This is a genomic window from Streptococcus hongkongensis (genome assembly GCF_053206145.1).
Genome location: NZ_JBRUGD010000003.1, coordinates 19,504 through 32,931 on the forward strand (window position 1 = coordinate 19,504; position 13,428 = coordinate 32,931).

11 protein-coding genes and 1 pseudogene are annotated in these 13,428 nt (G+C 33.1%); all 12 read left to right on the forward strand.

Features of this window, described 5'->3' with window-relative positions; all coding sequences use genetic code 11:
* The first annotated feature begins 123 nt into the window (after positions 1 to 123).
* The 12 genes and pseudogenes from ACVRZD_RS02375 (at position 124) to ACVRZD_RS02430 (ending at position 12,937) form a co-directional block, all read left to right on the forward strand.
* Positions 124 to 771: a FadR/GntR family transcriptional regulator gene (locus ACVRZD_RS02375; RefSeq protein WP_037626763.1), complete on the forward strand. Its 648-nt coding sequence runs from the start codon at positions 124 to 126 to the stop codon at positions 769 to 771.
* Between the two features lie 124 nt (positions 772 to 895).
* Positions 896 to 1,432, forward strand: a complete 537-nt coding sequence (locus ACVRZD_RS02380) for a GNAT family N-acetyltransferase (RefSeq protein ID WP_037626762.1) — start codon at positions 896 to 898, stop codon at positions 1,430 to 1,432.
* Positions 1,433 to 1,441: 9 nt separating this feature from the next.
* Complete coding sequence (gene spxR / locus ACVRZD_RS02385; protein ID WP_037626760.1) at positions 1,442 to 2,725, forward strand: CBS-HotDog domain-containing transcription factor SpxR; 1,284 nt, start codon at positions 1,442 to 1,444, stop codon at positions 2,723 to 2,725.
* Between the two features lie 23 nt (positions 2,726 to 2,748).
* Positions 2,749 to 3,609 (forward strand): methionyl aminopeptidase, encoded by an 861-nt coding sequence (locus ACVRZD_RS02390; protein ID WP_037626758.1) that lies wholly within the window; start codon positions 2,749 to 2,751, stop codon positions 3,607 to 3,609.
* A 2-nt stretch (positions 3,610 to 3,611) separates the two neighbouring features.
* Positions 3,612 to 4,544, forward strand: a complete 933-nt coding sequence (locus ACVRZD_RS02395) for a YihY/virulence factor BrkB family protein (protein WP_037626755.1) — start codon at positions 3,612 to 3,614, stop codon at positions 4,542 to 4,544.
* A 68-nt stretch (positions 4,545 to 4,612) separates the two neighbouring features.
* Complete coding sequence (gene aroA / locus ACVRZD_RS02400) at positions 4,613 to 5,893, forward strand: 3-phosphoshikimate 1-carboxyvinyltransferase (protein WP_447450228.1); 1,281 nt, start codon at positions 4,613 to 4,615, stop codon at positions 5,891 to 5,893.
* On the forward strand, positions 5,890 to 6,381 hold the full coding sequence (locus ACVRZD_RS02405) for a shikimate kinase (RefSeq protein WP_447450229.1): 492 nt from the start codon (positions 5,890 to 5,892) through the stop codon (positions 6,379 to 6,381). Before aroA ends, ACVRZD_RS02405 begins: the two co-directional genes overlap by 4 nt.
* Before the next feature lie 149 nt (positions 6,382 to 6,530).
* A complete protein-coding gene (locus ACVRZD_RS02410) occupies positions 6,531 to 8,042 on the forward strand; it encodes an LCP family protein (RefSeq protein ID WP_447450230.1) in 1,512 nt (503 codons plus the stop codon).
* Positions 8,043 to 8,116: 74 nt separating this feature from the next.
* Positions 8,117 to 9,475: a 23S rRNA (uracil(1939)-C(5))-methyltransferase RlmD gene (rlmD, locus tag ACVRZD_RS02415; protein WP_037626752.1), complete on the forward strand. Its 1,359-nt coding sequence runs from the start codon at positions 8,117 to 8,119 to the stop codon at positions 9,473 to 9,475.
* 489 nt (positions 9,476 to 9,964) lie between these two features.
* Positions 9,965 to 10,069 (forward strand): annotated as a pseudogene (locus ACVRZD_RS02420) (replication initiator protein A); the annotation flags it as partial.
* Positions 10,070 to 10,562: 493 nt separating this feature from the next.
* Positions 10,563 to 12,395 carry a glycerophosphodiester phosphodiesterase family protein gene (locus ACVRZD_RS02425; protein ID WP_447450231.1) on the forward strand — a complete coding sequence of 611 codons (1,833 nt, stop codon included), beginning with the start codon at positions 10,563 to 10,565 and terminating at the stop codon, positions 12,393 to 12,395.
* A 14-nt stretch (positions 12,396 to 12,409) separates the two neighbouring features.
* Positions 12,410 to 12,937: an SA1002 family membrane protein gene (locus tag ACVRZD_RS02430; RefSeq protein ID WP_037626750.1), complete on the forward strand. Its 528-nt coding sequence runs from the start codon at positions 12,410 to 12,412 to the stop codon at positions 12,935 to 12,937.
* Positions 12,938 to 13,428: the final 491 nt, after the last annotated feature.

The following is a 13,428-nucleotide window of genomic DNA, read 5'->3' on the forward strand; positions in this document are numbered from 1 at the left end:
GATATTTTTTGTCTCAAATTTAATTTAGTTGTCTGATGATTTAAAAACTTCTATTTTAAATAACTTTGGAATATTTTAGTAAATTTTGTACAATAGTAGAAGAATCTTAAGAAAGGAATTAAGATGGTTAAACCGTTAGTTGGACAAACAGCAGATAATTTATTACAGCTCATTTTAAATCGTAATTATGAAATTGGTGAAAAATTACCAAATGAATTTGAACTTGCTCAAGATTTAAATGTTGGAAGGAGTACAATACGTGAAGCTGTGCGAAGCTTAGTAACAAGAAACATTCTAGAGGTTAGACAAGGATCGGGAACTTATATTAGTCCTAAAAAGGGAGTTTCTGAAGACCCATTTGGTTTTTCTTTAGTTAAAGATAGACAAAGTTTTCTAGATGATTTAGATATGATTAGATTATTAATTGAACCCCAAATTGCTACATTAGCTTCACAAAATATAAGTATAGAACAAATTGAAGATTTTGAAGCATTAGTTTTTAAAATCATAGAAGCGATAGAAACAAATGATAGCAGAATTATCGCTTTAGATATTGACCTACATACTCGACTTGCAAAGTATAGCAATAATCTTATTTTTGAAAGATTAATTCCAATTTTGCTTGAAAATCAATCAGATTATCAGAAATATAAATCAGAATTTATTTTAAGTTATGAAAGCCTATTAATTGCGATGAAAAGTAGAGATTCAATAAAAGCACATGAGGCAATGCAGAAGTACCTTTTTCTACATAAATTATCTAAAGAGTAGCTATCAGACGTTAACTTTTCATTTTATCTGAATTAATACAGTTTGCAAAAAACGGCAACTGTTATAGAAAAAATAGGTATAATTTGTTATAATGATGTGACTATTAGAATATAAGAGGCTAGGAATGGAGATTTGGACAGCTTTAGCACACTATTCTTTTTTTGAAACCGAAAAATTACTGTTGAGACCATTATCATTCCTTGATACAACAGATTTTTTTGAAATTAGTAGTGATCAAGATAATCTTTCTTTTGTGTTTCCTGTTTGTTTAAAGAGGAGTGAAAGTGATTATTTATTTGTGCATTCCTTTTTAAAGGAGCCGCTAGGGATATGGGGGATAACAGAAAAGAATAGTCATCGTCTGATTGGAGTTATCCGATTAGAAAACATTGACGAGCATCACTCCAGCTCAGAAATTGGTTATTTTATGAATGCAAAGTTTAGAAATAAAGGATACATGACTGAAGCCTTGAAAAACATTGTATTGCTGGCTTTTGATGAGTTGGGGTTGACGGAATTAAATCTTTTAACACATTTAGAAAATGAAGCTAGCCAGCATGTGGCCTTAAATGCCGGCTTTCGCTGTATTTCTCGCTTTAAAGGCAGTGATAGATATAATCATCGCATTAGACAATATTTGGCATATCAACTAAAAAAGTAGGATATTAATATGAGTAAACATCAGGAAATTTTGAATTACCTTGAAAAACTGGCCGTTGGTAAAAGAGTTAGTGTTCGGAGTATTTCTAACCATTTAAATGTAAGTGATGGAACAGCCTATCGTGCCATTAAGGAAGCTGAGAATCGTGGGATTGTAGAGACAAAACCACGAAGTGGAACAGTTCGAGTGGAAAAAAAATCACGAGTCTCTATTGATAAGTTAACCTTTACTGAAATTGCACGAATTAGTGATTCAAAAGTGGTTGCTGGCCATGAAGGTTTGGGAAATGAATTTAGTAAATTTTTTATTGGGGCTATGACAAAGTCAAATGTTAGTAAATATCTAGTTAAGGGTGGATTGCTAATTGTAGGGGACCGAGAACATATCCAATTACTAGCCTTGGAAAGTCGAAATGCTATTCTTGTTACTGGTGGCTTTTCAATTTCAAAAGCTGTTATTGAAACAGCTGATAGTCTAGGGATTCCAGTTATGGTTAGTCAACATGATACTTTTACAGTGGCCACCTTGATTAATCACGCTTTGATGAGTTTTAGAATAAAAACGGATTTAAAAACAGTTGACCAAATCATGCTACCTTTATCTCGGTATGGATTTTTATATGAAGACGGTACAATTGAAGACTTGAATCAATTGATTAAAAAAACAAAACAAGTGCGTTTTCCTGTTATTAAAAAAGATGGAACCGTTACAGGCTTCATCAGTATGAGAGATGTTGTTGATCAAAAGTCAACGGTTTGCTTAAAAGAAGTAATGACAAAAAGTCCTATTACGACTACTCCTTCAACTAGTCTAGCTAATGTCAGCCAAAAAATGATTTTTGAAGACTTGAATATGTTACCGGTTGTGGATGACCATCAGAAAATATTAGGTGTTGTAACGAGACGTCTGGCTTTAGAAAATATGCAAAACAATCAGTCAGAAATTAAAAACACTTATAGCACTCATTTACTTGCCCATATGGAAGAAAATCAAAATATATTTTCAATTCATGTTGAACCTAGAATGATTGACAAATCTGGAAATTTGACGCAAGGTGTTGTTTCTGAAATCATAAAAGAAATAACTTTAAAAGTTTTCAATCGAAAATATCAAAAAAATGTTATTATTGAACAAATGATGATATACTTTTTACATGCCGCTCAAATTGATGATCAATTGGTAATTCATCCGAAGATTATTACAGAAACAAGAAGAAGTGGTACGATTGATATAGAACTGTATGTAGAGAAACAAATAATTGCTAAGGCTGTTGTTTCTACACGAATTAATTAATATTTTTAAGGAGACACATTTAAATGATTACATTAAAATCTGCACGTGAAATCGAAGCAATGGATAAAGCAGGTGACTTTCTTGCGAGTATTCATATTGGATTACGTGAGATTATTAAACCTGGAGTAGATATGTGGGAGGTTGAAGAATACGTTCGTAGACGCTGTAAAGAAGAAAATGTGCTACCTTTACAAATTGGTGTTGAAGGGCAACTCATGGATTACCCATATGCGACTTGCTGTGGTTTAAATGACGAGGTGGCACATGCGTTTCCGAGACATTATATTTTACAAGAAGGTGACCTATTAAAAGTCGATACTGTTTTAAGTGAACCATTAGACAAAAGTATTGTGGATGTTTCTAAGTTAGACTTTAACAATGTTGCACAAATGAAAAAATTGACTGAACCTTACACAGGTGGTTTGGCAGATTCTTGTTGGGCTTATGCTGTAGGCAAACCTTCAGAAGAAGTTAAAAACTTGATGGATGTTACTAAGGAAGCCATGTATTTAGGAATTGAACAAGCTGTCATTGGAAACCGTATTGGTGATATCGGAGCTGTTATTCAGGAATATGCAGAAAGTCGTGGTTATGGCGTTGTTCGAGACTTAGTTGGACATGGTGTTGGACCAACCATGCATGAAGAACCAATGGTGCCTAATTACGGAATAGCAGGGCGTGGGTTACGTCTTAAAGAAGGAATGGTATTAACAATTGAACCAATGATTAATACTGGTACTTGGGAAATTGATACAGATATGAAAACAGGCTGGGCTCATAAAACACTTGATGGTGGTTTATCATGTCAATATGAACATCAATTTGTTATCACAAAAGATGGCCCAGTCATTTTAACTAGCCAAGGAGAAGAAAGAACATACTAATTATGGAGAATAAAAAATTCTTTGAAAAAGTCTCTGCAAAGTTTCAAAATGAGACTATACAGGCTTTTCTTCGGCACTTTCAAAGTGCGGAAATGGATTTATCTTCGATAGCAGTCGCGTACTACTTGATCCTAACGGTTTTTCCGCTGATCGTTATTGCGGCTAATATTTTTCCTTATTTAAATATTGATATTAGGGATTTACTTCAATTAATGAAACAAAGTCTCCCGAATGATATTTATCAGTCAGCACGTTCAGTTGTTATCAATATTTTTTCAAAACCAGCTGGTGGCGTCTTAGGGATTGCAACATTTACTGGATTATGGACCATGTCAAAAAGTTTAACTTCCTTGCAAAGGGCCATCAATAAAGCCTATGATGCTTCCCCGCATCGCGATTTTCTTCTAGGTCATTTAGTTGGACTACTTGCTAGTATTTTTATTCTTTTCCTTCTAACTTTTGTGCTTATTTTTTCAACTTTTTCAAAAGCAACCATCCAAGTTTTGGATAAACATTACCACTTGAGTGATGGGATTACAGGATTATTTTTAACTCTTATTCAACCGGTCACTATTGTGATCATACTTCTTGGTTTGATGGCACTTTACTTTTTATTGCCTAATATTCGTATTAAGAAGATAAGATATATTATGCCTGGGGCTTTATTTACAGGTTTTGTCATGACCTTCTTAAGTAATTTAATTGGTCATTATGTTGTGGCAAACGTTGAAAAAATGGTTGATATTAAGACCTTCGGGTCAGTTATGATTTTCATTATTATGTTATGGTTTATCTTTTTAGCTAGAATTCTTATTTTAGGAGCTGTTTTTAATGCGACTTATCAAGAATTGGATCAAGGTAAACTAGAAGGTCGTAGTAGTGATATTGCTTCTGTTATCAATAAGCGATTTGGCAAACAAAATCAAAAAAAGTAAGTTTTTCTCTCTTGAAAAGCTTATTTTTTTCTGTAGAATAGAAGTAATGACTTACGGAAAGGAAAGAAATGGCAAGACAACTAGATAGTAAAGGGCTCAGAGGAAGCATCACTATTCCTGGAGACAAGTCAATTAGCCACAGATCGCTCATTTTTGGTGCCATAGCTGAAGGAACTAGTATTATTGAGGGTTTATTACTGAGTGAGGATGTGAAAGCAACTAAGGCAGCATTTGAAGCCATGGGAGTTAAGATAGAGCAAGATGGAAATCTTACTTATGTTTATGGTAAGGGCTTTAATGGCTTGACGCAACCAAATCATCACTTAGATATGGGAAATTCAGGAACTTCTATGCGTTTGATTGCAGGTTTATTAGCTGCTCAACCCTTCTCTGTGACTTTATTTGGAGATATGAGTTTATCAAAACGACCAATGGATCGTATCACAAAACCATTGACTCAAATGGGAGCAAAAATTAGTGGACAGTCAGATAAAGCCAATCCACCTTTGGTTATTCATGGTCAAAAGAAACTAAGTCCAATTCATTATCAGCTGCCTGTTGCATCAGCTCAAGTAAAATCAGCTCTATTGCTTGCAGCTATGCAGACAAAAGGAGAAACTAAATTAATTGAAAAGGAACTGACGCGCAATCATACCGAAGACATGATTCGTCTTTTTGGTGGGGAAATTGCGGTGCAAGGTAAGGAAATGACCATTCAAGGTCCACAAGTCTTAAAAGCACAACACATTAAAGTTCCAGGAGATATTTCCAGTGCTGCTTTTTGGATTGTTGCTGGATTGATTGTTCCGGGTTCTGATATTACACTAAAAAATGTTGGCGTCAATCAGACACGTACAGGTATACTAGATGTTGTAAAAGCCATGGGTGGACAAATAGAAGTAACTGATTTTAATCCAATTAATCAGTCCGCTACTCTTCGAGTGAAGTATTCACAGCTGAAAGCAACAGAAATTTCTGGCGCACTCATCCCTCGTCTAATTGATGAATTACCAATTATTGCACTTTTAGCTAGCCAAGCTACTGGTCAGACCGTCATCAAGGATGCTGAAGAATTGCGTGTTAAGGAATCAGACCGAATTGCTATGGTAACTGATATTTTATCGACTTTAGGAGTAGCAATTGTAGCACAAGAAGATGGTATGGTTATCAATGGCCCCAATCGCTTACATGGAGGTCATGTACAGGCTAAGTTGGACCATCGTTTAGCCATGATGACTATGATTGCTGACTTGATTGTAAGTGAGGGGCAGATTGAACTAGGAGGTGCCAGTGCAATTGCAACAAGTTATCCTAATTTCTTTGTTGATTTAGAAAGGTTAATGAAATGACTAAAGTATTATTAGGTTTTATGGGAGCTGGAAAGACAACGATAGGTTCTTTCCTAGATGATAATTTTTTGGATATGGACCTTATTATTGAAGAAAGAATTGGCATGTCTATTTCTCAATTTTTCACTGACCACGGTGAGGCTGCTTTTAGACAAATTGAATCAGACTTACTAGAGGAATTAATGTCTAAACAGGGGGATTTTATTGTCTCTACAGGTGGGGGAGTCGTGATCAGTGAGAAGAATAGGGTACTACTTAGAGCAAATCGCAAAAATAATATTCTCCTCTCTGCTAGCTTTGAGGTATTATATAATCGTATAAAAAATGATAAGGTTTTTCAACGTCCGCTTTTTCTCAATAATTCTAAAGAAGATTTTCATGGTATTTTTGAGCGTCGAATGACTCTGTATGAGGGCCTATCAGACTTAATTATTAATGTCGATAATAGAAGTCCCAAAGAAATAGTTCATATTATTAAGAGTATTTAACAATTTGACTTCTCCTAAAAATAGGAATTATCTTGGATGAAATAGGAATTTTAAAAGACAATCTAATAAAGATAAGCTATAATAAACATATTAGTTTATGATAGAATAGAAATAACTATAGATAATATATTAGTTTAGATGGATGTAGTATGACAAGAAATGGTAATGGTGGTCTTAGTCACCACGAAGAATTGAGATATTATTACCTACTGAGAAATCTCAATTATCTAAGTGAGAATGAAAATCGAGAATTTCGGTATTTAAAATCAAAATTAGATGCTGGAACTCCAACATTTGAGACACAATTTAGGCATGGTAGACATGATTATCCAGAATATAGTGTAGAACCTGGTATTCCATCCTACCCCAACAATAGAGAACAAAATCAAGTTTGGTCAGATGAGAGCTATCAAACAGAGACTCTATCCAATGGTTTACCCCGATATCCTAAAGAAAAGTCACTCTCAAGAAGTGCGAGAAGAAATAATTTTGATCCCCAATTTGATGCTAACTATCAGGATATGCCTCCGGTTGATTATCAAGAGCCTTTGTCAAATTATTATTTTCAGGAGAATGGGCAGAGTGATTACCAAAATGAGGTGATATCATCTTCCCCAGCTGCTCGGTCACCTAAAAGTAATAAACAAAAAAGTAGGAAAAAGAGAAACTTTAAATTTTATCTTAAACTGTTACTTGCTTTCTTCCTGTTGATTTGCTGTGGTGTTATTTTCATGTTCTTTAAAGGGATGTTTGATATTTCTAGTAATAAAAAGAACTATAAGCCTGCAGTTTCAGAAGTATTTAATGGAAAAGATACAAAAGATGGAACTAATATTCTAGTGTTGGGTTCTGATCAACGTGTCACCCAAGGATCGACGGATGCCAGAACTGATACGATTATGGTAGTAAATGTCGGTAATAAGGATAAAAAAGTAAAGATGGTTAGCTTTATGAGGGATACCCTTGTAAACATTCCGGGTTATAGTTACAACGATTATTCATATGATATGAAATTGAATGCCTCCTTTAATTTGGGTGAGCAAGATCATCATAAAGGAGCTGACTTAGTCAGGAAAACACTGAAAGCTAATTATGACATTGATTGTAAATATTATGTTATGGTCGATTTTGAAACATTCGCAGAAGCTATTGATACCCTATTCCCTAATGGGGTCAAGATTGATGCTAAGTTTGCAACGATTGCAGGCAAAGCAGTTTCATCAGTAGAAGTTCCTGATGATTTAAAAATGAAAGATGGCGTTGTCCCTAATCAAACCATTAAGGTAGGCGAGCAACGGATGGATGGCAGAACCCTCTTAAATTATGCGCGTTTCCGTAAGGATGATGATGGGGATTACGGGCGAACAGTTCGTCAGCAACAAGTCATGACAGCAATCATGTCACAAGTTAAAAATCCAACTAGTCTTTTTACAGGTTCAGCAGCGATCGGTAAAATTTACGCATTAACATCAACCAATGTTGCCTTTCCGTTTCTGGCACAAAAAGGCCTATCAGTCATCTCGAATGGCAAGGGCGTTGATCATGTGACCATTCCTGAAAATGGTGATTGGATAGATGAGTATGACATGTATGGAGGCCAAGCCCTTCAGGTCGATTTTGTTAAATACCAAAAACAACTGAGAAGAATGGGTTTGCGTTAAATATGTTATAATGAAGGGGACTTAGCTTACCCTTCTTTTTTGTGGACAAGACTAAAGTAAGAAAAGGAAAAAAGATGTTAAAGAAAAATGATGTTGTAGCAGTTGAAATTGTAGATTTAAGCCATGAAGGTTCTGGTGTGGCCAAGCATGAAGGCTTTGTTTTCTTCGTAGAAAATGCTCTTCCAGGTGAAAAAATTGAGATGCGTGTCTTAAAATTAAATAAAAAGATTGGTTTTGGGAAAGTTGAAAAGTATCTTGAAAAGTCAGAATTTCGTAATGAAGACCTAGATATTGCTTATTTACGAACTGGAATTGCAGACTTTGGTCATTTAGCTTATTCAGAACAATTGCAATTCAAAGCCAAACAGATTAGAGATAATCTCTATAAAACGGCAGGCATTTCTGATGTGGAAGTTGCTGAAACAATTGGCATGGAGAATCCATTTGCTTACAGAAATAAAGCTCAAATACCAGTTCGTCGTGTCAAGGGCAAGTTAGAAACAGGTTTTTTTAGAAAAAATTCACATGATTTATTGCCAATTTCTGATTATTTGATTCAAGATAAAGAAATTGATCGCCTTATTAATTTCACAAGAGATTTATTAGTCCGTTTTGAGGTAAGTCCTTATAATGAAAAAGAAAAAACTGGATTAATCAGAAATCTGGTTGTCCGTCGTGGCCAAAACTCAGGTGAAATGATGTTAATTTTCGTGACATCTCGTCCAAAAGTTTTCCGTGTTGATCAGATGATTGCTAAAATCACAGAGGCTTTTCCTGCAGTCGTCTCGATTATCCAAAATATCAATGACCAAAATGGTAATGCTATTTTTGGAAAAGAATTCCGTACCCTATATGGAAAAGATACTATCACAGATAGTATGCTTGGCAACACTTACGAAATTTCTGCCCAATCATTCTATCAAGTCAATACAGAGATGGCTGAAAAACTTTACCAGACAGCCATTGACTTTTCAGATTTGACTAAAGATGATATTGTTATTGATGCTTATTCTGGTATTGGCACAATTGGGTTATCCTTCGCTAAGTCTGTGAAGAAAGTTTACGGTGTTGAAGTGATTGAACAAGCTGTTCTAGATGCACGTAAAAATGCTGATCTAAATGGTATTACAAATGCTCACTTTGTAGCAGATACAGCAGAAGTAGCCATGGAAAAATGGTCTAAAGAAGGCATTAAACCAAGTGTCATCTTAGTCGACCCACCAAGAAAAGGTCTAACAGAAAGCTTCATAAGAGCTTCTGTTGACATGAACCCAGAAAAAATCACTTATGTCTCATGTAACCCGGCAACCATGGCGCGTGATATCAAATTTTATCAAGAACTAGGATATGATTTGAAGAAAGTACAGCCGGTTGATCTTTTTCCACAAACGCATCATATCGAATGTGTGAGCTTGTTAGAGAAACGCAACTAATTCATGGCGCTTTCTAGTTTCCAGGCGCCATGCTAAAAAGGTCCACTGGACATTTTTACTCCCAATGACGCATCATGTAGAGTGCGTAGTGTTGCTACAAGGAGCAAGTTCTGAAAATCCTTTATTTTAAGCACTTTTTCAAGCATTTTGTCTTTATTGAAAAGAGTGAATTTGACATCAAAAAGTTCAAAAATCATATATTGATGTGAACGTCTGTTTAGATGTTGATTGCGTAGACAAAAAATAGATACGTCATATTTTATTATAGTTCAGCTAGAACATTTTTAAGTGTTCTAGCTTTTTTATTTTCAGGAGGTAATATGCAAAGTAAAATTGATATAGCTCGTCGATTGGTAATGTATCATCTCATTTCTGATATGAAGATTACTTTGGATGAAGCAGAGTAGTTGGTTTATGAGTTGGAAGATTCAGCTTTGATGCAATTTGATCAAGATGGACAAGTAAAGATTTTAGATTAGGAGGAAGACCATGAAGCGCATTACAGCTAATCACTATCAGACATTAGAACGTTATTATAAGCTCCCAAAACTCTTGTTTGTGAGTGAACGCTATAAAGACATGAAGTTGGAAGTGTAGGTTGCTTATGTTTGGCTAATCCATTTATCAAAGGTCGAGGAAGTTAAATGGTATTCCTTAATCATGTCATTTCGCTTTTTTTCCAGCATTATGAAGATGAAGATCAACAAGTTGTTATTTGAAGTCATCAGTAAATTGAGGTCCTTCTTTTCTAGTCATTATGTTCTTCTATTTTCTTTAGTTTAAAAGACTTTATCATTTCTATCTAGTTTAGTGTAACCTATTCATCATGATTAAGTAATGATTATATCTTATTTCTGAGATGTCAAGAATATGATAAAAATAATATAAAAAGAGAATTTTTTGCATCTTAATAAGTTATCTATAAATTAATTGGTATCACAAGTCTAGTAAACTTTTGATATAATAGAGATTACACATAATTAAAATATAAGTGAGATTGAAGTTGATCATTGTATCGTGATTATCATTATAAAAACATTGAAATATTACTGTTTAGCTACCATGAGTCTTAAGGAGATGAGATGAAATGAAAAAAAATCAAAAACAAAAACTACTTTACCTTGGAGAAATAATTTGGTTATATACTAAATATCAATTATTAACAAAGGTAATACTTTTGTTTAGTGTTTTTCCCATTTTTAAGCTATCTAGCAAAATACTGATTGAATCAACGGGGCGATTTGCTGTTTCAAGTGGAGACTATATTAATTTTTTATTTAGTTTTCAAGGCTTGGGGTTACTGATAGCTGTTTTGGTATTGTTATTCTTACTCATTGGTTTTGATATTAATGCTTTTATTATTATGAGCGCACTAATCAAAGAAAAACGAATTAATTTAACAGCTCGTCAATTATTGATAGCAGGTATCAATTCATTAAAATATTTTTTTAATTTTTCAGGTTTGATTGCTATCATATATGTCACTATTGTTATTCCTATAGTTGGGGTTGGGCTTGGACTAAGTGCATCTGTAATTAAAGGATTTAAAATCCCAAATTTTATTACAGATGTAATTTTTGAAAATCCATTATATTATCTTTTGTATACAACTCTTATTATTTTATTTGCTGTTATTACGCTTATTTATATTTTCTTTTTCCATTTTTTGATTATTGACAACAAACCTGTCAAATTAGCTTTAAAAAAATCTTCTCAGTTAATGAAAAGGCATTGGAAGGAGTTTATCAGGAAATTTGTGATTAACTTTCTTCTTCTTTATGGTAGCATAGTGATTTTCTTGACGGGAATACTATATTTCTTATTGTCACTTTCCCAACAAGTTGATCACATTTTACTTAAGCGATTTCTTGCTATTTTTATTGCACTATCTGGTACAGAGTTAGGTGGTTATGTTTTTCTTATGACAGTTCCATTGGTATGCTATAGACTAACTGATTTATTCTATCTATTTAATGAAAAAGATGGTTATCCTATTAAACTCAAACAAAGTGTAAAAGCAACGAAACTTGATAAAAGTAAGTTTATAAAGTCACAGTATACGTCAAAATTTTCAATTGGGCTTAGTTTACTAATAGTTTGTCTCTTAAATCTTATATTGTCAATGACTTCCAGTGTCTTTTTTGATGAAATATTTAAAGTTAATCATAAAATTGAAGTGATTGCACATAGAGGTGGAGGGGACTTAGCAGCGGAAAATTCTATTTTGGGCATGGAAAAAGCTGCTAAACTTGGAGCAAGTTGGAGTGAAATTGACGTACAACGCACAAAAGATGGGCACTATATTATCAATCATGATTCTACTTTGGAACGAGTCACTGGTAAAAATAATTCTTCTGATGAATTAACGCTTAGTGAAGTAAAACATTTAAAAATTCATGACCTATTTAATGTAAATGGAGCCTCACAACCAATTCCTACTCTAGAGGAGTACTTAGATGCTTCGAAAGGAAAAATCAAATTATTTATTGAATTAAAAGGTAAAACTGCTGACAAGCAGATGGCTGATGATGTCGTTAAATTAGTTAAACAACGAGGTATGGAAAAAAATATTGCTATTTTATCTCTAGATTATAATCTTATTAAATATATTAAGGAAAAATACCCCGAAATTGATACAGGATATATTTATTTCTTTTCACTTGGTGATATCAGTAAGCTTAAAGCTGACTTTCTGATTATGGAAGAGCAGGAAGTTAGCGAAGAAAAACTTGATGCCATTCACCAATTTGGGAAAAAAGCTATTGTATGGACGGTTAATACAGATGAATCCATAGATAAATTTGTATTGTCAAATGTAGATGGGATAATTACAGATCATGCTTCCAAAGTGAATGAAAGCTTGCTTTATAGAGATAAAAGAGATGATATTCAGATTATAATTGACAGCATTCTAAAATAGAAAGGTATTTACTATTGATAAATTATATTTTACTAGGAATAGTAATCTTCTCGGGTTTTCTTTCCAATTTTACTAGAGAAAAAAGATTTTATTTACTTCAAGCCACTATAATGGTTACAATCGAAACTTTCTTATGTAGTATTTTGTTTATCATATTTATTTCTTTAATTTTTTATACAGCTTTGAATCATTTTTTATTATCCAACCTAAGTTCGTTGTTTTCACTTGTCTTATTAGTCGCACTTATAAATGGTCTTATTCTTTATTGGATTAACGTATTTGTAATAGCAAGATTTACTATTGATGTTCAAGTATTAACTCTATGTGAATATATTATTCAGTGGAGTTTAATTTATGTAACAGTATATCAAGTTGTATTTGATAATCTTATTACTTCTGTAAATTTTTTCAATAATAAACAATTAACTATAGAAAAGTTAGATATAACCAATCCTGCAGATTTAATTTTATTAGTATTACCATCTCTAATTTCGGTTTGGGTTGCAATCGTCTTGTATAAAGTAAAAGTAAATACCCTTTAATCAGGTTAATTTTTTTAATAACTTAAAATATTTTTTGCTATTACAATAGAATTGTTATTTTATTTTTTTATTGGGCTTCTAATCTTAACATCTGAAAAGAATTTAGCTGAAAACTAGCTATGTTTTTAGTTAGTTTTATTAATCACTCCATTTTTATCCAACTAATTTGGTTTAATAAACTGATTAAGTAAGAAAAAATATAATAATTTAATTCTGGCCTATGTTGGCTATCATCATCACCTTATTAAGTTGTTTTACTTGAGATGGGTGTGTTAGAAAACAATTTACTAATGAGTAAAAAACATAAAATGAACTGCACTTTTAAAGGTGATATGTTAATATATCCCCCTTTCACTGGATAGTCTAGTGAAAGGTTTTTTTGTATGAAATATAATTATAAGTTTAAGTTAAATACAGTAAACATGTATTATTTTGGTAAATGTGTTGAGACACCAGAAGGTATCGGACAAAAAATTTTAGAAAAAGAATAG